Genomic DNA, 23,905 nt, shown 5'->3' with positions numbered 1-23,905 from the left:
CCCCCCCCCCCCCCCCCCCCCCCCCCCGCCCCCCCCCCGCCCGGCCCCCCCCCCCCCCCCCCGACCAGCCGCCCCGTCCCACCCTCCCGAAGGCTTCCGAAAGGCTCCGATACCGTGACCCGTGACGCGAGCAACGACGCGTACCTCTACGACGCCATCCGCACCCCGCGCGGACGCGGCAAGGCCGGCGGCGCCCTGTACGGGACCAAGCCGATCGACCTGGTCGTCGGCCTGATCCACGAGCTGCGCCGCCGCTTCCCCGGACTGGACCCGGCCGCGATCGACGACATCGTGCTGGGCGTCGTCACCCCGGTCGGCGACCAGGGCGCCGACATCGCCCGCACCGCCGCCACCGCCGCCGGACTGCCGGAGTCGGTGGCGGGCGTCCAGGAGAACCGCTTCTGCGCCTCCGGCCTGGAGGCCGTCAACCTGGCCGCCGCCAAGATCCGCTCCGGCTGGGAGGACCTCGTCCTGGCGGGCGGGGTGGAGTCGATGTCCCGGGTGCCGATGGGCTCCGACGGCGGTGCCTGGGCCATGGACCCGATGACCGCCTACGAGACCTCCTTCGTCCCGCAGGGCATCGGCGCCGACCTGATCGCCACCATCGAGGGCTTCTCCCGCCGCGACGTGGACGAGTACGCCGCGCTGTCCCAGGAGCGCGCCGCGCAGGCGTGGAAGGAGGGCCGCTTCGACCGATCGGTCGTCCCCGTCACCGACCGCGCCGGCCTGACCGTCCTCGACCGCGACGAGCACCCGCGCCCCGGCACCACCGCCGAATCCCTGGCCGCCCTCAAGCCGTCCTTCGCCGCGATCGGCGAGGCGGGCGGCTTCGACGCGGTGGCGCTGCAGAAGTACCACTGGGTGGAGAAGATCGACCACGTCCACCACGCGGGCAACTCCTCCGGCATCGTGGACGGCGCCGCGCTGGTGGCGATCGGCAGCCGCGAGGTGGGGGAGCGGTACGGGCTCACCCCGCGGGCCCGGATCGTCTCCGCCGCCGTCTCCGGCTCCGAGCCGACCATCATGCTCACCGGACCGGCCCCCGCCTCCCGCAAGGCACTCGCCAGGGCGGGCCTGACGATCGACGACATCGACCTGGTGGAGATCAACGAGGCGTTCGCGGCCGTCGTGCTGCGCTTCGTCAAGGACATGGGCCTGCCGCTGGACAAGGTCAACGTCAACGGCGGCGCCATCGCCCTGGGGCACCCGCTGGGCGCCACCGGCGCGATGATCCTGGGCACCCTCGTCGACGAACTCGAGCGCCAGGACAAGCGCTACGGCCTGGCCACCCTGTGCGTCGGCGGCGGCATGGGCATCGCCACCGTCGTCGAGCGGCTGTGAGCCACGGCGGCCCCACCCCCCGGACACAGCGACCCGCGACACGCAACGGAGACCGAGTAACCGCCATGGCAGCCCCCGCCCCGTCCACCATCCGCTGGGAGCAGGACGACACCGGTGTCGTCACCCTCACCCTGGACGACCCGGACCAGTCCGCCAACACCATGAACGCCGCGTTCGCCGCCTCGCTGGCGGCCGTCGCCGACCGGCTGGAGAAGGAGAGGGACACCGTCCGCGGTGTGATCGTCACCTCCGCCAAGAAGACCTTCTTCGCCGGCGGCGACCTGCACGACCTGCTCGCCGTCCGCCCCGAGCAGGCGCAGGAGCTGTTCGAGCGCGGCATGGCCGTCAAGCGGAACCTGCGCCGCGTCGAGACCCTGGGCGTCCCCGTCGTCGCCGCGCTCAACGGCGCCGCGCTCGGCGGCGGCCTGGAGATCGCCCTGGCCTGCCACCACCGCGTCGCGCTCGACGCCCCCGGCTCCCGCATCGGTCTGCCCGAGGCCACCCTCGGCCTGCTGCCCGGCGGCGGGGGAGTGGTGCGCACCGTGCGGCTGCTGGGCATCGCCGACGCCCTGCTGAACGTACTGCTCTCCGGGCAGCGGTACGCCCCCCGCGCCGCGCTGGACAAGGGACTGGTCCACGAGGTCGTGGACACCCCCGAGGAGATGCACGCGGCGGCGCGGGCGTTCGTCGACGCCCATCCGGAGTCCGTCCAGCCCTGGGACGTGAAGGGGTACGAGATCCCCGGCGGCACCCCCGCGCACCCGAGGTTCGCCGCGGACCTCCCGGCGTTCCCCGCCAGCCTGGCCAAGCAGCTCGGCGGCGCCCCCTACCCGGCCCAGCGCGACATCCTGGCCGCCGCCGTCGAGGGCGCCCAGGTCGACTTCGACACCGCCCAGGTGATCGAGTCCCGCTACTTCACCTCGCTGGCCACCGGCCAGACGGCCAAGAACATGATCCAGGCGTTCTTCTTCGATCTCCAGGCGGTCAACTCCGGACGCAGCCGTCCCGAGGGGATCGAACCGCGGAAGGTGTCGAAGGTTGCGGTGCTCGGCGCGGGCATGATGGGCGCGGGCATCGCGTACGCCTGCGCCGAGGCCGGGATCGAGGTCGTCCTGAAGGACGTGACGGCGGAGGCCGCCGAGAAGGGCAAGGCGCACTCCGCCGCCCTGCTGGAGGCGGCGCTCGCCAAGGGCCGCACCACGCCCGAGAAGCGCGACGCGCTGCTGGCCCGCATCACCCCCACCGCCGGGACGGCCGCGCTCGCCGGCTGCGACGCGGTGATCGAGGCGGTCTTCGAGGACACCGCCCTCAAGCACAAGGTCCTCGCCGAGACCGAGAACGCCGTGGCGCCCGACGCCCTGCTGTGCTCCAACACCTCCACCATCCCCATCACCACCCTGGCCGAGGGCGTGCGCAGGCAGCGGGACTTCATCGGACTGCACTTCTTCTCGCCGGTCGAGAAGATGCCGCTGGTGGAGATCGTCCGGGGCGGGAAGACCGGCGACGAGGCGGTGGCCCGCGCCTTCGACCTGGTGCGGCAGCTCGGCAAGACCCCGATCGTGGTGCGCGACTCCCGGGGCTTCTTCACCTCCCGGGTGATCGGCAGGTTCATCAACGAGGGCATGGCGCTGGTCGCCGAGGGTGTCGAGCCCGCCTCGGTGGAACAGGCCGCCGCCCAGGCCGGCTACCCGGCGAAGGTGCTGGCCCTGGTGGACGAACTGACCCTCACCCTGCCGCGCCGGATCCGCGAGGAGACCCGGCGCGCGGTCGAGGCCGCGGGCGGCACCTGGGAGCCGCACCCGGCCGACACCGTCCTCGACCGGATGATCGACGAGTTCGGCCGCACCGGCCGCGGCGGCGGCGCGGGCTTCTACGACTACGGCCCGGACGGGAAGCGCGCGGGCCTGTGGCCCGGGCTGCGGGAGCACTTCACCCGGCCCGGCACCGACATCCCCTTCGAGGACATGAAGGAGCGGATGCTCTTCGCCGAGGCACTGGACTCCGTCCGCTGTCTGGAGGAGGGCGTGCTGACCTCGGTCGCCGACGCCAACATCGGCTCGGTCCTGGGCATCGGCTTCCCCGGCTGGACCGGCGGCGTCCTGCAGTACGTCAACGGCTATCCGGGGGGCCTGCCCGGCTTCGTCGCCCGGGCCCGCGAGCTCGCCGAGCGCTACGGCGACCGGTTCGCGCCGCCGGAGCCGCTGCTGGAGAAGGCGGCCAGGGGCGAGACCTTCACCGATTCCAGGTGACCCGGTGAACGGCCGGGCCGTCACGGGTGCCGGGCGGCCGCGCCCGGCACCCCGGGCGAGCCGGCCCGGTGAACGGCCCGCCCGCCCCGGGCGGCGAGGCGGGGACGCCCGACACGCCTGACACGTCCGGTGCGCCGGACGGCCGGAGGGCGGACGTCCCCGCCGTCCGGCCTCCGGCCTCCGGCGCCGGGAGCCGCGGGCCCCGTCCCCGGGCGGCCCGGGCCGTCCTCCCGGCCTCACCCCTCGTCGGGGAAGGCGGCCCGCAGCTCCTCGCGCATCGACCGCTGGAAGGCGGTCACCAGCGGCTGCATGTGGGCCGACAGCTCCCGCACGGTCTCCACCCGTTCCGGGTCCTCCTCCTGCCGCCGGTAGGGATCCCACACCTCCTCCTTGAACAGCCTGCTCAGCTCGCGGGCCGCGGCCCGGCCGTGCGCCAGGACGACCGAGCGCGCCGCGCGGAGCGTCTCCAGCGGGACGGGCAGCTCCAGCAGCCGCACCCCCAGCTCCAGGGTGCCGGGATCGACCCGGAAGACGTCCGGGTCCCCGGTACGGGTGAGGACCCCCGTCACCGCCAGCCGGTCGATGTCGTCCTCGGTCAGCTCCCGCCCGGCCCGACGCTCCAGCGCCTCCCGGGTGGTCTCCCGTTCGGTGTCCGGCGCCCAGGAGGCCACCCGGGCCCGGTGGGCGGCCAGCTCCTCCGGGCCGATGCCGGGCGGCAGCCGCCGCAGATGGCGTTCGACGGCCGCCAGCGTCATCCCCTGCCGCCGCAGCTCCGCTATCAGCGCCAGCCGGGCCAGATGGCCGGGGCCGTAGCGCCCCACCCGGCGGGGCCCGATCTCGGGCGGCGGCAGCAGCCCCCGGGTGGAGTAGAAGCGGACCGTGCGGACGGTCACCCCGGCGCGGGCGGCCAGCTCGTCGACGGTCAGGGAGGCAGCCGTGTCCATGCCGGACAGTATCGCCGTCCCACCGGTGTCGCCGGATCCATCGCCCGTCGCCCGCCGGTCCCCTCCGGGCCGGCGGGCCCGCCCCCTCACCCCAGGACGGCGGTCAGCCGCCGGGCTCCGGCCCGGCTCCGCAGGAGCATCCCCTGCTCGTGCCGCTCCGCGGTGCAGCCCTCGGCGCCGGAGACCGCGTCGACGCCCACGAGCAGCACCTGCCAGTCGGCGGGAGGAGAGGCGGATCGCACCTCGGCCCGCAGGACCTCCCCCTCGCGGGAGACGGTGAAAACGGCCGTGGCCCGGCCGTCCGGACCGGTGGCGACCTCGGTGGTGACCTCGGCCCCGTCCGGCAGCTCGTACACCCGCAGGGTGACCCCGTCGGCGTGGTCGTAGTCCGGCCGGTCGTCCACCGCGCCCACCGGGACCACCGCGCCGGGCCGCACCAGCAGCGGGACGCTGTCGAAGCCGTGCCGCTCCCGCACCCAGCGCGGCCCCGTCACCCGCCCACCGGTCAGGAAGTGCGTCCAGGTCCCCTGGGGGACGTAGAAGGAGACGTCCCCCTCCTCGGAGAAGACCGGGGCGACCAGCAGGTCACCGCCGAGCATGTACTGCCGCTCCAGATGGGCACAGGCGGGGTCGCCGGGGAACTCGACGGCCATGGCGCGCATCACCGGCACACCGTCGCTGTGCGCCTCACGCGCCACCGCGTGGAGGTACGGCATGAGCCGCAGCTTGAGCCGGGTGAAAAGCCGCAGGACGGTGACGGACTCCTCGTCGAACAGCCACGGCACCCGGTAGGAGGAGCTGCCGTGCAGGCGGCTGTGCGAGGACAGCAGCCCGAAGGCGATCCAGCGCTTGAAGACCGAGGGGTCCGGCTTTCCCTCGAAACCGCCGATGTCGTGGCTCCAGAACCCGAATCCGGACATCCCCAGCGACAGGCCGCCCCGCAGGCTCTCGGCCATCGCGGTGTACGTCGACTCGCAGTCCCCGCCCCAGTGGACGGGGAACCGCTGGCCGCCCGCCGTGGCCGACCGGGCGAACAGGACGGCGTTCCCCTCGCCGTGCTGTTTGTCCAGCACCTCGAAGACGGTCCTGTTGTACAGCTGGGTGTAGTAGTTGTGCATGCGCTCCGGATCGGAGCCGTCGAAGTAGACGACGTCGGTGGGGATCCGCTCGCCGAAGTCGGTCTTGAAGCTGTCCACACCCATCTCCACCAGTGCCTGGAGCTTCGCGGCGAACCACTCGCGTGCCGCGGGGTTGGTGAAGTCCACCAGGGCCATGCCCGGCTGCCACAGGTCCCACTGCCACACGTCGCCGCTCGGCCTGCGCAGCAGGTATCCGGCCGCCCGGCCCTCCTCGAACAGCGGGGAGCGCTGGGCGATGTAGGGATTGATCCACACACAGGTGCGCAGTCCCCGCTCCCGCAGGCGGCGCAGCATGCCCTCCGGGTCCGGGAAGACCCGCGGGTCCCACTGGAAGTCGCACCAGTGGTGCTCGCGCATCCAGAAGCAGTCGAAGTGGAAGGCCGACAGCGGCAGACCGCGTTCGGCCATGCCCTCGACGAAGCCGGTGACGGTCGCCTCGTCGTACGAGGTGGTGAACGACGTGGTGAGCCACAGGCCGAAGGACCACGGGGGCGGCAGGGCGGGGCGCCCGGTGAGCGCCGTGTACTTGCGCAGGATCTCCTTGGGAGTGGGGCCGTAGATGACGAAGTACTCCAGCGACTGGTCCGCCACGCTGAACTGCACCCGCGACACCGCCTCCGACCCCACCTCGAAGGAGACCGCGCCCGGGTGGTTGACGAAGACCCCGTAGCCCGCGTCGGTCAGGAAGAACGGGACGTTCTTGTAAGCCTGTTCGCTGGAGGTGCCGCCGTCGGCGTTCCAGATGTCCACCGTCTGGCCGTTGCGCACCAGCGGACCGAACCGCTCGCCGAGCCCGTAGACATGGGCTCCCACGGGAAGGTCCAGCTGTTCGCGCAGGTAGTGGCGGCCGTCGGCGGTCTCCATGATCGCCATGGCCTTGGACCCGCTGCCGGTGAGCACGCGCCCGGCCGCGGCGAATTCGACCCGCCAGCCGTCCGTGCGGGAGAACCGGACGGAGAGCTCGCCGGAGGTCAGGGTGGCCTCCCGCGCGTCGCACGAGACCCGGGCGCTCCGCGAACCGTCCCGTTCGACGTCGAACTCGGGGCTCTTCGGGACACCGCCCCGGAAGTGGGTGATCCGTACCCCGACGACGTCGGGCCGCGGAGCGGTGCAGGTGATCGTCAGTGAGGGACCTTTGAGCAGGTCGCCGCGGTGTCTGATCGGGTGGGCCGGCGCGTGGATCTCCAGGAGGTCCGGGCCGGCCACCGCGTCGAGCACCTCGGCGGGGTAGGCGGCCCGGACGCCTTCGCGCAGCATCCAGTAGCCGTCGGTGAACTTCATGTCGTCTCGGGATTCCGTTCCGCTGTGGTACCGGGGGAGGGGAGTGGGGACGCGGGGGTCACTTGACGGCGCCGGCCGCGATGCCGCGGGTCAGGGTGCGCTGGAAGAGCAGGAAGAAGACCACGGCGGGCAGGACGCCCAGCAGCGCCGAGGCGTTGGTCATGGTCGCGTCCATCATCCGCTGGCCCTGGAGCACGCCGAGCGCGACCGACACCGTCTGGTTGTCGTTCGAGATCAGCATCACCAGGGGGAGGAAGAACTCGTTCCAGGTCCAGATGAAGAAGAAGACCATCAGCACGCCCAGCGTCGGTCTGCTCATCGGGACGACCACCCGCCACAGCACCTGCCACTTGTTCGCGCCGTCCACCTTCGCCGCCTCGACGACCTCCCTGGGGAAGGAGGCGAGCACCGAGGAGAGCAGGTAGGTGCCGAAGGCGCTCTGGATCACCGAGAACACGATGATCACGCTGAGCCGGGTGTCGTACAGGCCCACCTGCTTGGACAGGTGGAACAGCGGGTACACCAGGGCCTCCTGCGGCAGCGTGTTCGCCATCAGGAACACCACCAGGAGGGTGACGCGGCCCCGGACCCTGCCGATGCCCAGCGCGTAGGCGTTGAACAGTGACAGGAGCACCGCGATCACGGCCACGGAGCCGCTGATGAGGGCGCTGTTGAACAGCTTCTGGCCGAAGTCGACCCGCTCCCAGAAGGTGACGAGGCCGTCGAGGTGGAATCCCTGCGGCAGGGCGAGCGGGCCGCCCGCCGAGTACTCGGCGGGAGTCTTGAGCGCGTTCATGGTGACGATGCCGAAGGGGAGCAGCATCATCACGGCCAGCAGGCCGAGCGCGACCAGCAGGGCGTACCGGCCCGGGTCCCGGCGGCGCAGTGGCACCCGGCGCGTCTCGGTGGTGATGGTGGCCATGGATCAGCCCCGCCCCTCGGTGTCGTTCGCGGTCTGGACGCGCAGGAAGACGACGGTCAGCAGCAGGATGATGACGGTGAGCACGGTGGCGATCGCCGCTCCGTAGCCGACCTGCGTCTTCTCGAAGAAGTTCTGGTAGGAGAAGTACGACGGGACGTTGGTGGACCCTCCCGGGCCGCCCCGGGTGAGGACGTAGATGGGCCCGAAGACCTTCAGCGCCGCGATGGTGCACCACAGCAGTACGACGGAGATCTCGGCCCGGATCTGCGGGATCGTCACGTGCCAGAACCGCTGCCACCACGAGGCCCCGTCCAGCTCCGCCGCCTCGTACAGCGAGGGGTCGACGCGCTGCAGACCGGCCATGAAGACGACGAGCGGGAACCCGATCTGCACCCAGACCATGATCCCCATCACGCTGTACAGCGCGAACTGCGGGTCGCCCAGCCAGTCCTGCCGGAGCGAACCCAGCCCGGCCGACTCCAGGAGGGCGTTCAGCGCCCCCTCCTCGGGGGCCAGGATCCAGCTCCAGACGATGCCCGCGACGACGATGGGCAGCACCTGCGGCAGGTAGAAGCAGGCGCGCAGCACACTGGAGACGCGCGGCCCGAACCTCTTGGCCACCACGTCGAACAGGACGGCGGAGAGCACCAGCCCGATGAGGAGTGGGACGACCGCCATCGCGACGATCAGTGCCACGTTGTGCCGGAAGGAGTCCCAGAACACGGTGTCGGACAGGAGGGTGCGGTAGTTCTCCAGGCCGGCCCACTCGGGGGTGCCCACCCCCTGCCACCGGGTGAGGCTGATGCCGATGTTCATCAGGAACGGGACGGCGACGACGGCGAGGAAGCCCAGGGCGCTGGGGACGAGGAAGAGCGCGTACGGGACGCCGTCACCGCGGCGACGGCGTCCCGTACGCCCGAGCGGCGGCCGGTCCGGCGGCCGGCGCTTTCCGGGCACCGCCGGGACCGGTGCCGTGTCGGTCGGGGATGTCATGCTGGAGCCTTTCCGGCGGCCCGCGGGACGGTGGGCGTCCGCGCCCACCGTCCCGCGGGCCGTTCGAGGGGGCGGGAAGGGAGGGTCACTGGGCCGGGACGCCGCTGTCGTACGCCTTCTGCAGGTTGTCGAGGACCTTGTCGGGGGAGGCGCTTCCGTTGAGCAGCTTCTGGGTCTCCGAGACCAGCGTGTCGTAGAAGCCCGGCACCGGCCAGTCCGGGTAGAACGCCAGTCCGTCCCGGTCGGCGACGGTGTTGAAGTTCTCGATGAGCTGCTGGGACTTCTCGTCCTCGATCGCCGCGGGGTCGGCCGCGACGGGGACGCCGCCGTTGTTGCCGAGCGTGTTCTGGGCGGCCTTGCGCATGGTGATGTCGATGAAGTCGTAGGCCAGTTCCTTGTTCTTCGAGCCGCTCGGGACGACCCAGAGGTTCCCTCCGGCCCCGAGGGTCAGCTCGCTGCCCGGCCACAGGAAGGTGTCCCACTCGAACGTGGCCTCGCTGGTGAAGCGGCCGAACCACCAGCTGCCGGAGAACAGCATCGGGTACTTGCCCTGGATGAACCCGACACCGGCGTCCTCGGCCTTGGCGCCGGTCGACGTCTTGCCGATGTACCCCTTGTCCGCCCAGTCCGCCAGGGTCCCGGCGGCGTGGGTCCAGGCGTCGTCGTGGAAGTCGACCTTCCCGTCGTAGCGCTGGTATGCGTCGACCCAGTCGCGGTCCGCCCTGCTGAGGGCGAGCTGGTAGAGGTACTGCTGGGCGGGGTACTCGGCGCCGGCGTTGGCCAGCGGGGTGACGCCCGCGGCGACGAAGGCGTCCATCGCCTCGGTGAACTCGTCGTAGCTGGTGGGCACCTCGACGCCGTGCTTCTCGAAGAGCTCCTTGTTGTAGTACACCATCGTGTACTCGGCGTAGTTGGGGACCCCGAACCACTTGCCGGACCCCATGTGGCCGTTCTCGTCGTACCTGCTCGTGGTCTGGACGCTCGGGCCGAGGAGCTTGTCCCAGCCGCGCTCGGTGACCTCCGGTGACAGGTCGGTCAGCAGACCCTGCTTGGCCAGCAGACCCGCCGTCGCGTTGCCCTTGTTGTACTCCATGATGTCGGGTGCGTCGGAGGAGTTGAGGACCATGGGGGCGGTCTTCTGTATCTGTTCGAAGCCTTTCTCCTCGAACTCGACCTCGACGCCGGGATGGGTCTTCTCGAACTCCTCGATGGCCTCGTTCCACGCCTTTCCCATGGCGCTGTCAGGGCCTTCGTAGTGCCAGAGTCTGAGCACCTTGCCGTCGGAGGAGGCGGAGTCCGATCCGCCGCCGCATGCGGTCAGTGCGATGGAGAACGCGGCGGCGATGGCCACCAGGGCGGCTCGCCTTCGTGTCTGGAACATCGGGATCCTTCGGGAAGTGCCGGTTTCGAAGCGCTTCGACGATCGATCTGTTGAAGCGCTTCGATTTAACGCCGAAAGCTATGGGTGCCCAGGTCGGGTGTCAATGCTCGTGCACGAAGTGATCCGAGCGGTTCTTCGGGGAGTTCGGTGCTGGGAGGGTGTGTGAGGCAGGTTCCGCCGACAACTCGCCATGGTGTCCCGAGGGTTGGCGCGCTTGGGCGACTCCAGTCGAAGCGCTTCGATTGAGGTACGAAAAAACGCCCATCCCGCAGGTGTGCCCGGGGAGGGGTGTCGCCGCCGCGGCCGGTCCCGGCAGCCGGTGCTTTCCGGGTGCCGCCGGGACCTCACTCCGCGGTGGGGCTCCCGGGGCGGACGGCGGTGATCCAGTGGGCCAGGGGGCGCACCCGGCCCCGGGCCAGGTCCGTGAAGCCCGCCGCGGCGATCATCTCCTCGTAGTGCCCGGCGTGGGCACGGAAGTCGGCCACCAGCAGTCGCCCCCCGGGGCGCAGCACGCGGAACATCTCGGCGAAGGCGCGCTCGCGCGCGTCCTCGCGGACGTGGTGGACGGCGAAGCTGGTGACGACGGCGTCGAACGCGCCGTCCGCCGCGTCGACCTCCTGGGCCGCGCCCACGGTGAACTCGCTGTTCTCGCCCCGGCGCGCCGCGCGGCGGCGGGCGTACTCCACCATCTGCGGTGCGGGGTCCAGCCCCAGCACGCCGCCGCCGGGCGCGACGGTCGCGGCGACCGCGCGGGTCAGCGCGCCCGTGCCGCAGCCGATGTCCAGCACCCGGTCGCCGGGCCTCGTCCCGGCCCGTTCGGCGAGCCGGGCGAACAGCCGGCGGCGCACCAGCGGCAGGGCGAGCGAGCTGAACAGCTCGTAGCGCCGGGGACGGGTGATGAGGATGCCGGGGCTGTCGCCTCCGGTGTGGTTCCCGGTGTGGGCCATGGTGTTCCCCCAGCAACTTAGTGACGACTAAGAACGTTGCTGAGCTTAGTAGCCACTAAGTTGCCGGGCGAGGCGGCGACTACGATGGGGCGGTGCACCAGCAGGAACCCTCCGCCGCCCCCCGCCGCACCCGGCTGAACGCGGCCGACCGCCGGGCGTCGATCCTGGACGCCGCCACCGCCGTCTTCGCCGACACCGGCTACCGCCGCGGCCGGACGGCCGAGGTCGCCGCCCGGGTCGGGGTGAGCGAACCGGTGGTCTTCCAGAACTTCGGTTCCAAGGCGGCGCTGTACGCCGCCGTGCTCGACCAGGTCGCCGAACGGCTCGGCGCGACCGTGCGCGAGGAGCTGGTGACCTGCTGCCAGGGCTCGGCGGCCACCCTCCTGGAGCACCTCCTGGCCCCCGGCCACTTCGACCGGATGCACGAGCGCGGCACCCTGGGAGCACTGCTGGCCGACGCCGCCGCGCTCACCGATGAGCCCCGCATCGCCGAGGCGTACCGGCGCGGCACCCGGCGCATCGCGGAGGAGCTGGCGGCCGTCCTGGCCGAGGGGCAGCGAGCCGGGGAGATCGCCCCGGACGTCGATCCGGCCACCGGCGCCTGGTGGCTGCTGTCCCTGCTCGCCTCGCACCGCTTCCGCCGCACGGCCGTCCCCGAGGAGGACCGGGCGCGGACGGAGGACCGGCTCGGAGAGCTGACCCGACGGCTGCTCACGGTGCCCGAAAGGACCGAACACCCCTGAAGAGGCCCGCCCGGAGCGACCGGAGGCATAAGCTTCTGCCGCACCCCTGACGGGCCGTCGGCTCCGTCCTCCGAGTCCATCCGACCCGACAAGGAGACCCCGTGGCGGGCACCCCGACCTCCGCATCCCCCGGATCCCCCGGATCCTCCCCGGGCGCCGCGCGCTCCCGGATCGACACGACCGTCGCGCACTCGGCCCGGATATGGGACTACTGGCTGGGCGGCAAGAACCACTACGCGGTCGACCAGGCCGCCGGCGACCACATCCGCACCATCCACCCCGGCATCACCGAGTACGCCCGCGCGGACCGGGCGTTCCTGGGCCGCGCGGTGACCCATCTGACCGGCGAGGTCGGCATCCGGCAGTTCCTCGACATCGGCACCGGACTGCCGACCACCGACAACACCCACGAGGTCGCCCAGCGCATCGCCCCGGAATCCCGCATCGTCTACACCGACAACGACCCCATCGTGCTGGCCCACGCCCGCGCCCTGCTCACCTCCACCCCCGAGGGTGCCACCGACTACCTCGACGCAGACCTGCACGACCCCGACACCATCCTGCGCGAGGCGGCCAGGACGCTGGACCTCACCCGGCCCACCGCGGTCATGCTGCTGGGCATCGCGATGTTCGTCCACGACGGCGACCGGGCCCGCGCGATCGTGCGGCAGCTCATGGACGCGGTGCCCTCCGGCAGCTACCTGGTGCTGTCGCACACCGTCACCGCGCCCGGCATGGAGCACATCGACGCGGCGGTCGAGTACTGGAACAGTGTCGGCACGCCGAAGCTGCTCCAGCGCACCCCCGAGGAGATCGCGCGGTTCTTCGACGGGCTGGAGGTGCTGGAGCCGGGCGTCGTGTCCTGCTCGCGGTGGCGGCCGGAGCCCACCCCGACGGGGGAGCCGCCCGAGGAGGTCGCCCTCTACTGCGGCGTGGGCCGCAAGCCGTAGCCCGGCCGCCCGCCGTACCGCCGACGGGCCCGGAGCGGGCCCCGGTGCGGCATGGCGGGAACCGCCGGTGCCCCGCTACCGTGGCGGCATGGACGTCGAGACGGCACTCGCCCTCGCCACCGCCGCCACCTCCGCCGCGGTCGGGGGAGCCGCCACCGAGGCGGGGCGGCGCGCCTGGGAGTCCCTGGCCGCCCTGGTGCGGCGGGCCACGGGGCGCGGCGCCGCCGACGGTGCCGGTGCCGGTGCCGGTGCCGGTGACGATGCGGCCGACGCCGCCGCCGGGAGCGCCCCCGACGACGCCGTCCTCCCCGCCGACCCCGAGGCCCTCACCGGCCGGATCATCCGTCTCGCCCGCACCGACGAGGAGTTCGCCGCCCGGCTGTGCCGCTGGGCCGCCACCCACGGGGACGGTGTCCGGGCGGACGTGCGGCTGACCGGCACCGACCGGTCCCGCACCGTCCACAACACCGTCTCCGGCGGCGCCACGGTCGTCGGCCCGGTCGTCCAGGCCGACGAGATCCACGGCGGCGTCACCTTCAACTGACCCTTCACCCGGGTGAGTCCACAACGGGTCCGTTCACAGCGGATCGACCTCCCGCAGCTCCCCGTCCGCCAGCCGCAGCCAGCGCGTGATCCCGATGTCCCGCAGGAACGGGATGTCGTGGCCGGCCACGATCAGCGCGCCCTCGTAACCCGCCAGCGCGCCGGTGAGCTGCCGGACACTGGCCAGATCCAGGTTGTTCGTCGGCTCGTCCAGCATCAGCAGCTGCGGCGCCGGCTCGGCCAGCAGCAGTGCCGCCAGCGCCGCCCGGAAGAGCTCGCCGCCCGAGAGCGTCCCGGCCCGCTGCTCCGCCCGCGCCCCCCGGAACAGGAAGCGCGCCAGCCGCGCCCGGATGTGGTTGTCGGTCGCCCGGGGGGCGAACCGGGCGACGTTCTGCGCGATGGTCAGGTCGTCGTCCAGCACGTCCAGCCGCTGCGGCAGATACCGCACCGGGACATGGGCCACCGCCTCGCCCGCCACCGGCGCCAGCTCCCCGGCGACCGTGCGCAGCAGCGTGGTCTTGCCCGCCCCGTTCGGCCCGACCAGGGCGACGCGCTCCGGCCCGTGCAGGTCCAGCCCGGCGCGGGCCCCGCAGCGCAGCTCCACCCCGCGCAGGGTCAGCACGGTACGGCCGCGCGGCACGGCGGTGCGCGGCAGGTCGATCCGGATCTCGTCGTCGTCCCGCACCGCCTCGGCGGCCTCGTCCAGCCGTTCCCTGGCCTCCTTCAGCCGCTCCTCGTGCAGGATGCGGTGCTTGCCCGCCGACACCTGCGCCGCGCGCTTGCGCGCGCCCATCACGATCTTCGGCTCGCGCTTGGTGGCGGACATCTTGCTGCCGTAGCGCACCCGTTTGGCCAGCTTCTCGTGCGCCTCGGCCAGCTCGCGCTTCTGCCGCCGCAGATCCGCCCCGGCCGCGCGGACCGTCCGCTCGGCCGCCTCCCGTTCCACCTCCAGCGCCTCCTCGTAGTCGTCGATGTTCCCGCCGTACCAGCGGACCTCGCCGTCGCGCAGCTCGGCGATCCGGTCGACCCGCCGCAGCAGCTCGCGGTCGTGGCTGACCGCGATCAGCACCCCGGGCCAGGCGTCGACGGCGGCGTACAGCCGGTGGCGCGCGGCCAGGTCGAGGTTGTTGGTCGGCTCGTCCAGCAGCAGGATCTCCGGCCGGGCCAGCAGCAGCGCGGCCAGCCGCAGCAGGACGGCCTCCCCGCCGGAGACCTCGCCGAGGGCGCGGTCCAGCCCGATGTGCTCCAGGCCGAGCTGGTCCAGGACGGCCCGGGAGCGTTCCTCGACGTCCCAGTCGTCACCGACCGCGGCGAAGTTCTCCTCGCTCGCGTCGCCGTTCTCGATGGCGTGCAGCGCGGCCCGGGCCTCGGCGACACCCAGGACCTGCTCCACCCGCAGCCCGGCGGAGTGCTGGACGTTCTGCGGCAGATAGCCGATCTCGCCGGTGGTGCGCACCGACCCCCGCGCCGGGGTCAGTTCGCCCGCGATCAGCTTCAGCAGCGTGGACTTCCCGGCGCCGTTGAGGCCCACCAGACCGGTGCGGCCGGGCGCGACGGACAGCTGGAAGTCCTCCAGGACGCGGGTGCCGTCGGGCCAGGTGAAGTGCAGTCCGGCACAGACGACGGACGCGGCGGACGGCGTGGGGGAGGGGGAGGAAAGTGGCATGCGGGTCTCCGGTTGCTCTCGAAGGGAGGGAAGGGGCAACACGTGGAGACACCGGGGCGCCGTGCGGCGACCGGAACCCGTGGGCGGGGTGCCGGGCGCGGGGCCCGGCGGAAACGGAGAAGCCCTGAACCGGACGCGTCCGGTCCGGAGGGCGGCTCACAGCCCGAGGTCGTCGCACAGGCGGACAGCGCGCGGAGCATGGTCTCCCGCGGTCCGGTGCCTCATGACCTCAGACGAGCAACGGCCTTCTCCGATCGACGACGACAGGGCCGATGACGACACTAGGAGCCCCCGCGGGCCCCCGCAAACGGTTTTCCGGCCGTTCCGCCCCCCGCCTTCCTCGCCGTCCTCCGCGGGATGTGCTGTGCTGCCCCCATGACCGACCGCGCCCGCCCCGGCTTCCGCCCCGTCACCTGGCCCCGGCTGACCGACGCCCTCGCCGACCGCGTCACGGCCACCGCCACGCACGACGGCTCGCCCTGGCCGCGGGTGGCACTCGACGGCGCCCCGGCCGCCCGGCCCGGCGAGCGGGCGGACGCCCTCGCCGAGGCGCTGCGGCTGCGCGGCCGCCCGGTGCACCGGGTGAGCGCGCACGGCTTCCTGCGGCCCGCCTCGCTGCGCCTGGAGTACGGCCGGCGGGACCCGGACGCGTACCACGACCTGTGGCTGGACGACGGTGCCCTGTGGCGGGAGGTGTTCGGGCCGCTCGGCCCGGCCGGCACCGGGCGGGTGCTGCCCGACCTGTGGGACCCGGCCACCGACCGCGCCACCCGCAGCCCGTACACCACCCTGCCGCCCGGCGGCGTCCTGCTGCTCGACGGGCCGCTGCTGCTGGGCCGCGGCTTCCCGCTGGACCTGACCGTCCACCTGCGGCTCACCCCCGCCGCCCTGGCCCGCCGCACCCCGGAGGCGGAGCGGTGGACGCTGCCCGCGTTCGCCCGCTACGAGGACGAGGTGCGGCCCGGGGAGACGGCCGACGTGGTGGTCCGCACCGACGACCCCCGGCATCCGGCCTGGAACGGGTAGGCGGGGCGGGCGGTCGGCCCCCGTGGGGTGCGCGCCCGGTCCGCGGTGGCGGCCCCGGTGAGCCGTGGGGGTGCCCGGTTCGGTGCGCTACGCGGCCTGGGCCGCCTCCAGCAGCGCGATGCTCTGCCGTACCGCCCCGGCGAAGCCCCAGAACACCGCCGTGGTGCCGGACTTGCGTCCGGCCCGGGTGTTGGTGCCGAACATCGCGTTCCGCAGCTCCGTGGTGAGTTCCAGCTGCCCGCCCCCGGCCGGCAGGGTGCGGTTGGCGATGTTGTCCGGCTGCGTGCCGGCCAGCGCGGGGGCGTCGTCGCCGTCGACGACCTGGAAGCCCGCCGCCGTCAGCCGGCCGGCCAGAAGGGCCTTGAAGCCGTCGTTCGCCCCGCCGACCACCACCGCCGCCGGATCGGCGCCCGGCCCCGAGCCCCCGCCGAGGAGGCGGTGACGCGGTCCTGCGTCGCTTCACGATCATGCCCGAGGGCGGGTGGCACAGGAAAAGAAGGGCCTGCCCGGAGTGCGGTGACGGGGCACGGCACGGCGGTGGCCACTGGAGGCCGCCCGGCCTGCGATGCTGGTGCCGTGTCCTCCGCACCGCACGGCCCGCGACCGACGCCGGAACCGATCTCGGCCGATCCGGCCGGCTCCGTCGTCCGTCCGCTGCTCACCCAGTCCTGGCTCGACCTGGCCTTTCTGCACTGGGCCGCGGACCCGGCGGACGTGGCGCCGCTGCTGCCGCCCGGCACCGCGCCCGACACCCTCGACGGGACCACCTACGTCGGCCTCGTCGCCTTCCGCATGCACAAGGTCGGCTGGTTCCGGCTCCCCGGCATCCCGTATCTGGGCAGCTTCCCGGAGACCAACGTCCGCCTGTACTCGGTGGACGACCGAGGCCGCCGCGGCGTGGTCTTCCGCTCGCTGGACGCCTCCCGGCTGATCCCGGTGGTGGCCGGACGGTTCCTCTTCGGACTGCCGTACGTGTGGTCCCGGATGAGCGTGCGGCGCGAGGGCGACACCGTCACCTACACCGGCACCAGACGCTGGCCGGGGCCGCGCGGCGCGCACAGCGCGATCACCGTCCGGGTGGGCGAGGCGATCCGCGAACCCACGGAGCTGGAGCACTTCCTGACCGCCCGCTGGGGCCTGCACACCACCTTCTTCGGGCGCGGGACGTACCTGCCGAACGTCCATCCGCGCTGGCCCCTGCACCGGGCCCGGCTGGTGAGGTGCGAGGAGGACCTGATCGCCGCCGCGGGACTGCCCGCGCCGGAGGGCGACCCGGTGAGCGTGCTGTACTCGCCCGGCGTCCCCGTGCGGTTCGGCCGTCCGGCCCGCCCCGCGGGCCTCCCCACGCCCTGAGGGCCGGAAACCTCCCGGGTCAGCGCCGGGGTCAGCCCCGGTGCCAGCGGGCCAGGGCGAACATCAGCAGCCCGTACAGCGCCAGCCCCACGGCGACCGCCGCCAGCAGCCACGGGCCGGCCGGGGTCCCGGCGAGGGTGCGCAGGGAGTCGTCCAGGCCCTTCACCTCGTCCGTGTCGTACCGCACCGCCGCCAGCACCACGAAGCCGCCCGCCACGGCGAAGACGACCCCGCGCGCGATGCCGCCCGCCACGCCCAGCACGTCCACGGCGCGCCGCATGCGGGCCGGTACCGGCCCCAGCTCCTTGCGGTACTCCCGGCGCAGCGCCCGCACCCCGCTCCACACCCCGACCACGACGACCGCCAGACCCACCGCGCCGACCAGCCAGCGGCCGGCCGGGAGGTCGAACACCCGGGCGGTGAGGTCCTCGGACCGCCGGTCGGACGAGCCGCCGCCACCGCTGCCCGCGGCGAAGGCGAGCGCGGACGCGGACAGCACGGCAAGCACCAGGAACCGCCCGGTGGACCGCAGCCGCTCCTCGGTCTTGTGACCACCGGGGCGCGCCGCGCCCAGCACGGCCTCCGACAGCCGCCACAGCGCCAGCGCGGCCAGCCCGACGCCGACCGCCCACACCAGGAAGTTCCCGAACGGCTGCTGGGCCAGCTCCCGCAGCGCGCCGCCGCTGTCCGCCTGGCTCTCCGGGGCGCCGAGGGCGATCCGCAGCGCTATCAGGCCGACCAGAAGATAGATCACGCCGTAGGCGACCAGCCCGCCGCGGGCGGCGGCCGTCATCGCGGAGCTGTTCGCGGCCCGTCGCGCGCCGCCGCGCACGGAGGCCGAAGCCGGTGTTCTCGCAGTCCTCATACCGCCCGTCTGCCCGGTGCGGACGCGGTGACGCACCACCGGAAATCGTTTGCCGTCCCCTGCCCCGGTCGGGCAGCCTCGTGCGGGCCACGACGGACGGAGACGCTGTTGACAACGCCGCCAGGCAACCCGGACACGACCGGCGGGATAATCGCCCGGGGACTGACCAAGACCTTCCGGACCACCGTCCGGCGGCCGGGACTCACCGGCGCCCTGCGGTCCCTGGTCGATCCGCTGCGGGAGGAGAAGACCGCCGTACGGGACGTCTCCTTCGAGGTGGGACGCGGCCAACTGCTCGCCCTGCTCGGGCCGAACGGCGCCGGCAAGTCCACCACCATCAAGATGCTCACCGGCATCCTCACCCCCACCTCCGGCGAGGCGCGGGTCGCGGGCGTGGTCCCGTACCGGGAGCGGGAGCGCAACGCCCGCAACATCGGCGCCGTCTTCGGCCAGCGCACCCAGCTGTGGTGGGACCTGCCCGCCCGCGAGTCGTTCGCGATCCTGCGGGACATCTACGGCGTGCCGGAGGGCGAACACCGCGTCCGGCTCGCCGAGTTCGACTCCCTGCTGGAGCTGTCGGAGTTCTGGGACACCCGGGTGCGGCACCTCTCGCTCGGCCAGCGGGTGCGCTGCGACCTGGCCGCCGCGCTGCTGCACGACCCGCCGGTGGTCTTCCTGGACGAGCCGACCATCGGCATGGACGTGGTGGTCAAGGAACAGGTCCGCACCTTCCTGCGGCACCAGGTGGAGCGGCGCGGCCGCACCGTCCTGCTCACCACCCACGACACGACCGAGGTGGCCCGGCTCGCGGAACGGGTGGTGCTGATCAACCACGGCCGCATCGTGCTGGACGGGACGCTGGCGGAGATCCGCCGCCGCTTCGGCGGCACCTGGCAGGTGCACGCGACGCTGGACCCGGTGGAGGCGGAGGCCGCGGGGTCCGCGGAGGCCGCGCTGCCGCCCGGCGTCCGGCTGGTGCGCCGGGAGGGGCCGCGCGTGGTGTTCGGCCCCGACGACCCCGGTGGCTCCGGCGGCGCCGCGCCGCCCACCGTCCACCAGGCGCTGCGGGCGATCGTCGAGCGCTACCGGGTGACGGACCTGGCGCTGGAGGAGAACGATCTGGAGGACGTGATGCGCGCCGCCTACCTGCGGCAGGACGGGCAGGACGCACACCGGGACGGCGGTCCGGCCGCCGAGGACGCCGCCGCCCGGCCCGCCGCGAGGAGCGCCCGGTGACGGCCCTGGCCCCGGACCCGCCCCCGGCCCCCGTCCCCTCCCGCCGGGCCTGGCGGGCGGCCCGCATCACCCCGCTGGGCGAACTGAACTCCCCGCCCCGGCTCACCGCCACCGCCGTCCGGCTGGTCGTCCAGGTGTTCCTGGTGGTCTTCCTGTGGCGGGGGCTGTACGCGCAGACCGACGGCTCCGTCGCCGGACTCGACCGCGAACAGGCCGTGGCCTACGCGGTCCTGGCCGTGCTCGCCACCCGGGTGAGGGACCTGAACCGGCACCTCGGACGGGACACCGTCCAGCAGCACCTGCACTTCGGCACCATCGCCTACTGGTTCCTGCGCCCCCTGCCGCCGCACCGCTACCACGCGCTGCGCGCGCTGGGCGACCAGCTCTACGGCTTCGCCTGGGTGATCGCCGGCTATCTGGTCTGCCGCGCCGCCGGTGTCCTGCCCCCGCCCGCCTCCGCCGCGGCGGCGGCCGCCTTCGCAGCCGGAGTGCTGCTGGGTCAGACCGTCCTGTACTTCGTCATGACGCTCACCGACCTGCTGTGCTTCTGGACACTGCGCGACGACGCCGCCCTCCAGATCGTGCAGTTCGCGCAGAACCTGCTCTCCGGCTCCTTCGCGCCGCTGTGGTTCTTCCCCGGCTGGTTCCGCACGATGAGCGATCTCCTGCCGTTCCAGGCGACGCTGAACACCCCGCTCTCCCTCTACATCGGCCGCATCCCGCCGGCCGAGGCACCGCGGGCGCTGCTGGTGCAGGTGATGTGGGTGGTCGTCCTGGCCGCGCTCACCCGGTGGCTGTGGCACCGGGCCGCCCTCCGCGTCGTCTCCCAGGGAGGGTGACCGGCCGTGTCCCTCACCACCGGACCCAGCACCGCCGAGCCCGTACCCGCCGGGCCCGCCCCCGCCGCCTTGCCGCGCCGCTGGGCCCGCGCCTGGTACCTCGTGTGGCGGATCACCCTGCTCAACCTCCGTGCGCAACTGGAGTACCGCGCCGAGTTCCTGATGTCGATCGGCTTCGGCATCGCCTGGCAGTCGTCCGTCATCGTCTTCGCGACGGTGCTGCTCCAGCGGTTCCCCGGCATGGGCGGCTGGAGCAGCGAGGACGTGCTGCTGATCGTCGGCACGCGGATGCTGGCCCACGCCCTGTACGTGCTGTTCTTCGGCCGGACCCACCAACTGCCGTTCCTGGTGCAGGAGGGGCTGATCGACGCCTGCCTGCTGCGGCCGATGCCCGTCTTCCGGCAGGTCCAGCTCGCCGTCTTCCCCACCCACGGCCTCGGCGACCTGCTGGTGGGCGCCACCATGTTCGCCTTCGCCGTCCAGCAGGCGGCCGAACCGTGGACGGCCGGGCGGACGGCGTTCCTGGCCGCCGCCGTGGTGGGCGGGATGCTGGTGGAGTCGGCGGTGTTCATCGCCCTCTCCTGCGCCGCGCTGCGCTTTCCGGCCACCTTCTACTGGTCCACCTGGGTGGACGAGCTGATGGCCACCTTCGGCAGCTATCCGCTGTCCATCCTGCCCCGGGCGGTGGGCGCGGTGTTCACCTTCGTCCTGCCGCTGGCGTTCATCGCCTACTTCCCGGCCGGGGTGCTGACCGGCCACGGCTCCTCGCTCGGTGTCCCGCTGTGGCTGGCGGCGGCCTCCCCGCTGGTCGGCCTGGCGGCCTTCGTGGCGGCGCGGCTGCTGTGGAACCGGAGCCTGCGGCACTACACGGGGGTCAACGGCTGACGGACCGGGCCGGGCCGGGGGGTCCCGGTCCGGCCCGCGTACGGCCCGTGCCCGCTCAGCCTCCGGCGGTGAGGGTGAGGAAGTCGGCCCACTCGCGGTGGGTGAAGGTGAGCTGGGGGCCCTGGAGGTTCTTGGAGTCGCGGACGCGGATTCCGTCGTCGGCGGCGGCTATCTCCACGCAGTTGCCGCCCGCGTTGTCGCTGTGGCTGCTCTTGATCCAGGTCAGGTCGGTGTTCACATCTCTCCCAGAAGCTGCTCGACGAGTTCCACGGACTCACGCGGGGTGAGAGCCTGCGCGCGGATCGTCCCATACTGGGCCTCGAACACGCGCACATCCGCCCGCTCCGTGAACCATGCACTACGTTCCTGGGCTTCTGTATAGGCGACTTTGGGACGGTCCGGTGTCTCCAGCAGGGCCAGCGAGCCGACCAGCCCGGCATGTTCCTCCACCTCCAGCGGCATCACCTGGAGGTCCACATGGTGCAGCCGTCCGACACCGAGCAGGTGCCGGAGCTGCCCGCGCAGCACCTCCCGGCCGCCCAGCGGGCGGCGCAGCGCCGTCTCCTCCACGACGAAGCTCATCAGCGGCGCGGGACGCCTCTCGAAGACCGCGCGCCGCGCCAGCCGCGCGGCGACATGGCCCTCGACGGTCTCCTCGTCCAGGCCCGGACGGCGCATCAGGTACAGCGCGCGGGCGTAGTCCTCGGTCTGCAGCGGACCGGGCACGACCATGGGGTCGTACATGTGGATCTCGACCGCCTCGCGCTCCAGCTTCGCGAACTCCCGGAAGCGCGCCGGGTACCGCGTCTCCTCGATGTCCTCCCGGACGGCGTGGAAGATCCCGCGACCGTCCAGCTCCCGCTCCGCGCCCTCGATGAACTGCTCCTTGGGCGGACGCCTGCCGCGCTCCACCGACGAGACCTGGTCGACGCCGTAACCGATGCGCCTGCCGAACTCCGGCTGCGTCAGCCCCATCCGCTCCCGCAGCACCTTGATCTGCTTGCCGATGACCTTCAGGACGGGGTCGACCTTGTCCGTCTCCCGGTCCGCCCCCTCGCCGTCGACCGCCGTCTGCCACTGCCGTTCCGCATCGTTCATGCCGGTCCCCTCCCGGTCCGCTCCCGTACTCACCGGGACCAACGCCCGTCCGTGGCAGGGCGTAACTGCCGGTGTGCCGGACGGCGGGCCGGCCGTTCCGGACAGGGGCGCGCCGTACGGGTCGAGGGCCCTCCCGGTGCCGTGGCACGGGGAGGGAATCAGGACAGTTCCCGGGAAGTGCGTGTGGGGTGTTGTGCCGGGTGCGTCGACGAGCGGACTCTGGGGGGACGTGTGCCGTGGCCCGCCGGAGGGAGACCGATGTTCCGTTCAACCCGCGCCCGCCTGACCGGGTCGGCCGCGATCGCTCTCGCCGCGGTCGGCGTCCCGGCCGTACCGGCCACGGCCGGTACGGCCGAGACGGCTCCGGCGGACTGCCCGGGTTCGTATGTGTGCTTCTACTCCGAGCCCGGTTACCGGGGCAGTGTGCAGAGCAGGCACAGTCTTGTGCTCCTGAACGGCAGAGTGGACTTCGACTCGGTCGGCTCGGTGTACAACAACAGTGCTTGGACGGTCGTCCACGGCGAGCGGATGATCCTCCTGGGGTGCAGCGAGGAAGGGACCGTCGAGCCGTACTCGGGTGTCACCGACATGCGGTCGGTCGGCGAGGTCTGCTTCCGTATCTGACCCGGGCCGGGCGGTGAGCACACCGGCGGTGCGGGCGCGTTGCCCGGAGGCGGTCGTACGTCGCCCCCGGGGCCTTCGCACAGCGCCCGGGCGTACCGGGGGCGGATCTGGCCGGAAAGCGACCGCCCGGCCACTCTCGGTGAGGTGACATCACATATCGCACCCACCGAACTCCCCGCCCCCACCCACACCTTCACGCAGCTCTTCGGGGCGACGCCGCGCGGGGCGCGGGTCGCGCGGCTGATGACGGTACGGCAGCTCGCCCTGTGGGGCTGGCCGCACGGGCACGAGGTGTCGGAGGCCGTGACCGCGATCGTGGCCGAGCTGACCGCGAACGCGGCGACCCACGGCCGGGCCGGCGGGCACGCCTTCCAGCTCCGGCTGGTCGTCGGGCCGGGGCTGCTCCAGCCCGCGACGCTCCGTGTCGAGGTCGCCGACGCGTGCGGCGGCGCACGGCCCGATCCGTCCGTGCCCGCGAGGGTGCCGGGGCCGGAGGAGGAGTCCGGGCGGGGGCTGCTGCTGGTGGATGCTTTCGCCACTCGGTGGGGGGTGGCCGACCGGCTGTACTGCGGCAAGACCGTCTGGGCCGAACTGGACCTGACCGTGAGCCCCGCGGACCCCGCGCGACCGGCCGGGAGGTGACGGAGTGTGGTTCCGCTTCTCCGGGGAGCGGCAGAGCCCGTGCCCGCCCGGTGACCGCAGGGCGGGCACGGCGCTCATCCCCGGGCGGTGCCGTGCGGCAGGTCGTGGCCGGGCATGTCCGCCGGCCGGGCGGCACCGGCCGCCTGCCGTACGGCCGCCGTGAACAGGGCCGTGCGGCGGTTGCCGGGGTTGCCGACGAGGGCGGACCGCGGTGCCGGGGGCACCGGGCCGTTCCGGG

General features: G+C 73.2%; 24 protein-coding genes. 12 read left to right on the top strand and 12 right to left on the bottom strand.

Annotation, left to right across the window (positions count from 1 at the left end; all coding sequences use genetic code 11):
* Positions 1–114: 114 nt before the first annotated feature.
* Entirely contained in the window at positions 115–1,341 is a 1,227-nt protein-coding gene (locus V1L54_RS22705; protein ID WP_330119935.1) for an acetyl-CoA C-acetyltransferase, read from the top strand.
* 65 nt (positions 1,342–1,406) lie between these two features.
* Positions 1,407–3,590 (top strand): 3-hydroxyacyl-CoA dehydrogenase NAD-binding domain-containing protein, encoded by a 2,184-nt coding sequence (locus V1L54_RS22700; RefSeq protein ID WP_330119934.1) that lies wholly within the window; start codon positions 1,407–1,409, stop codon positions 3,588–3,590.
* A gap of 236 nt (positions 3,591–3,826) precedes the next feature.
* On the opposite strand, the gene V1L54_RS22695 is transcribed toward V1L54_RS22700, so the two are convergent.
* The 6 genes from V1L54_RS22695 to V1L54_RS22670 all read right to left on the bottom strand — a co-directional run bounded on the left by V1L54_RS22695 (position 3,827) and on the right by V1L54_RS22670 (position 11,197).
* A complete protein-coding gene (locus V1L54_RS22695) occupies positions 3,827–4,534 on the bottom strand; it encodes a MerR family transcriptional regulator (protein ID WP_330119933.1) in 708 nt (235 codons plus the stop codon).
* Between the two features lie 86 nt (positions 4,535–4,620).
* Positions 4,621–6,954, bottom strand: a complete 2,334-nt coding sequence (yicI, locus tag V1L54_RS22690; protein ID WP_330119932.1) for an alpha-xylosidase — start codon at positions 6,952–6,954, stop codon at positions 4,621–4,623.
* A 58-nt stretch (positions 6,955–7,012) separates the two neighbouring features.
* Positions 7,013–7,876 (bottom strand): carbohydrate ABC transporter permease, encoded by an 864-nt coding sequence (locus V1L54_RS22685; protein ID WP_330119931.1) that lies wholly within the window; start codon positions 7,874–7,876, stop codon positions 7,013–7,015.
* A 3-nt stretch (positions 7,877–7,879) separates the two neighbouring features.
* Entirely contained in the window at positions 7,880–8,869 is a 990-nt protein-coding gene (locus V1L54_RS22680) for a carbohydrate ABC transporter permease (RefSeq protein ID WP_330119930.1), read from the bottom strand.
* An 85-nt stretch (positions 8,870–8,954) separates the two neighbouring features.
* Entirely contained in the window at positions 8,955–10,250 is a 1,296-nt protein-coding gene (locus tag V1L54_RS22675) for an ABC transporter substrate-binding protein (RefSeq protein WP_330119929.1), read from the bottom strand.
* Positions 10,251–10,594: 344 nt separating this feature from the next.
* Positions 10,595–11,197 carry a class I SAM-dependent methyltransferase gene (locus V1L54_RS22670; RefSeq protein ID WP_330119928.1) on the bottom strand — a complete coding sequence of 201 codons (603 nt, stop codon included), beginning with the start codon at positions 11,195–11,197 and terminating at the stop codon, positions 10,595–10,597.
* 92 nt (positions 11,198–11,289) lie between these two features.
* On the opposite strand from V1L54_RS22670, the gene V1L54_RS22665 reads away from it, so the two are divergent.
* The 3 genes from V1L54_RS22665 to V1L54_RS22655 all read left to right on the top strand — a co-directional run bounded on the left by V1L54_RS22665 (position 11,290) and on the right by V1L54_RS22655 (position 13,434).
* Positions 11,290–11,940: a TetR/AcrR family transcriptional regulator gene (locus V1L54_RS22665; protein ID WP_330119927.1), complete on the top strand. Its 651-nt coding sequence runs from the start codon at positions 11,290–11,292 to the stop codon at positions 11,938–11,940.
* Positions 11,941–12,041: 101 nt separating this feature from the next.
* Entirely contained in the window at positions 12,042–12,890 is an 849-nt protein-coding gene (locus V1L54_RS22660) for an SAM-dependent methyltransferase (protein ID WP_330119926.1), read from the top strand.
* 88 nt (positions 12,891–12,978) lie between these two features.
* Complete coding sequence (locus V1L54_RS22655) at positions 12,979–13,434, top strand: hypothetical protein (RefSeq protein WP_330119925.1); 456 nt, start codon at positions 12,979–12,981, stop codon at positions 13,432–13,434.
* A 33-nt stretch (positions 13,435–13,467) separates the two neighbouring features.
* Here the strand turns inward: V1L54_RS22655 and V1L54_RS22650 are convergent, their stop codons facing one another.
* Positions 13,468–15,099, bottom strand: coding sequence for an ABC-F family ATP-binding cassette domain-containing protein (locus V1L54_RS22650; RefSeq protein ID WP_330119924.1), 1,632 nt, complete (start codon positions 15,097–15,099; stop codon positions 13,468–13,470).
* A gap of 375 nt (positions 15,100–15,474) precedes the next feature.
* Here V1L54_RS22650 and V1L54_RS22645 point away from each other — a divergent pair, with 375 nt between their 5' ends.
* Positions 15,475–16,125 (top strand): nucleoside/nucleotide kinase family protein, encoded by a 651-nt coding sequence (locus V1L54_RS22645; protein WP_330119923.1) that lies wholly within the window; start codon positions 15,475–15,477, stop codon positions 16,123–16,125.
* 87 nt (positions 16,126–16,212) lie between these two features.
* Here V1L54_RS22645 and V1L54_RS22640 read toward each other — a convergent pair whose 3' ends face one another.
* Positions 16,213–16,518, bottom strand: coding sequence for a poly-gamma-glutamate hydrolase family protein (locus tag V1L54_RS22640; protein WP_330119922.1), 306 nt, complete (start codon positions 16,516–16,518; stop codon positions 16,213–16,215).
* Between the two features lie 183 nt (positions 16,519–16,701).
* Between V1L54_RS22640 and V1L54_RS22635 the strand changes: the two genes are divergently transcribed.
* A complete protein-coding gene (locus tag V1L54_RS22635; protein ID WP_330119921.1) occupies positions 16,702–17,478 on the top strand; it encodes a YqjF family protein in 777 nt (258 codons plus the stop codon).
* 31 nt (positions 17,479–17,509) lie between these two features.
* On the opposite strand, the gene V1L54_RS22630 is transcribed toward V1L54_RS22635, so the two are convergent.
* Complete coding sequence (locus tag V1L54_RS22630) at positions 17,510–18,271, bottom strand: DUF1206 domain-containing protein (RefSeq protein WP_330119920.1); 762 nt, start codon at positions 18,269–18,271, stop codon at positions 17,510–17,512.
* Positions 18,272–18,451: 180 nt separating this feature from the next.
* Here V1L54_RS22630 and V1L54_RS22625 point away from each other — a divergent pair, with 180 nt between their 5' ends.
* The 3 genes from V1L54_RS22625 (at position 18,452) to V1L54_RS22615 (ending at position 21,303) form a co-directional block, all read left to right on the top strand.
* The gene (locus V1L54_RS22625; protein ID WP_330119919.1) at positions 18,452–19,579 is read left to right on the top strand and encodes an ABC transporter ATP-binding protein; all 1,128 of its coding nucleotides are present in this window, start codon (positions 18,452–18,454) and stop codon (positions 19,577–19,579) included.
* Entirely contained in the window at positions 19,576–20,418 is an 843-nt protein-coding gene (locus tag V1L54_RS22620; RefSeq protein WP_330119918.1) for an ABC transporter permease, read from the top strand. The genes V1L54_RS22625 and V1L54_RS22620 overlap by 4 nt, the downstream gene beginning before the upstream one ends.
* A gap of 69 nt (positions 20,419–20,487) precedes the next feature.
* Positions 20,488–21,303 carry an ABC transporter permease gene (locus V1L54_RS22615; protein ID WP_330119944.1) on the top strand — a complete coding sequence of 272 codons (816 nt, stop codon included), beginning with the start codon at positions 20,488–20,490 and terminating at the stop codon, positions 21,301–21,303.
* A 55-nt stretch (positions 21,304–21,358) separates the two neighbouring features.
* On the opposite strand, the gene V1L54_RS22610 is transcribed toward V1L54_RS22615, so the two are convergent.
* Positions 21,359–21,541: a DUF397 domain-containing protein gene (locus V1L54_RS22610; protein WP_330119917.1), complete on the bottom strand. Its 183-nt coding sequence runs from the start codon at positions 21,539–21,541 to the stop codon at positions 21,359–21,361.
* Positions 21,538–22,401, bottom strand: coding sequence for a Scr1 family TA system antitoxin-like transcriptional regulator (locus V1L54_RS22605; protein ID WP_330119916.1), 864 nt, complete (start codon positions 22,399–22,401; stop codon positions 21,538–21,540). Before V1L54_RS22605 ends, V1L54_RS22610 begins: the two co-directional genes overlap by 4 nt.
* A 258-nt stretch (positions 22,402–22,659) precedes the next feature.
* Here V1L54_RS22605 and V1L54_RS22600 point away from each other — a divergent pair, with 258 nt between their 5' ends.
* Both V1L54_RS22600 and V1L54_RS22595 read left to right on the top strand, forming a co-directional pair.
* Positions 22,660–23,025, top strand: a complete 366-nt coding sequence (locus tag V1L54_RS22600; RefSeq protein ID WP_330119915.1) for a peptidase inhibitor family I36 protein — start codon at positions 22,660–22,662, stop codon at positions 23,023–23,025.
* Between the two features lie 144 nt (positions 23,026–23,169).
* Positions 23,170–23,667 carry an ATP-binding protein gene (locus tag V1L54_RS22595; RefSeq protein ID WP_330119914.1) on the top strand — a complete coding sequence of 166 codons (498 nt, stop codon included), beginning with the start codon at positions 23,170–23,172 and terminating at the stop codon, positions 23,665–23,667.
* Positions 23,668–23,741: 74 nt separating this feature from the next.
* Here the strand turns inward: V1L54_RS22595 and V1L54_RS22590 are convergent, their stop codons facing one another.
* Positions 23,742–23,891 (bottom strand): hypothetical protein, encoded by a 150-nt coding sequence (locus V1L54_RS22590; RefSeq protein ID WP_330119913.1) that lies wholly within the window; start codon positions 23,889–23,891, stop codon positions 23,742–23,744.
* Positions 23,892–23,905: the final 14 nt, after the last annotated feature.

Origin of the sequence: Streptomyces rubellus (assembly GCF_036323805.1) — a bacterium.
GTDB lineage: Bacteria > Actinomycetota > Actinomycetes > Streptomycetales > Streptomycetaceae > Streptomyces.
This window is presented reverse-complemented; position numbering and strand designations above follow the sequence as displayed.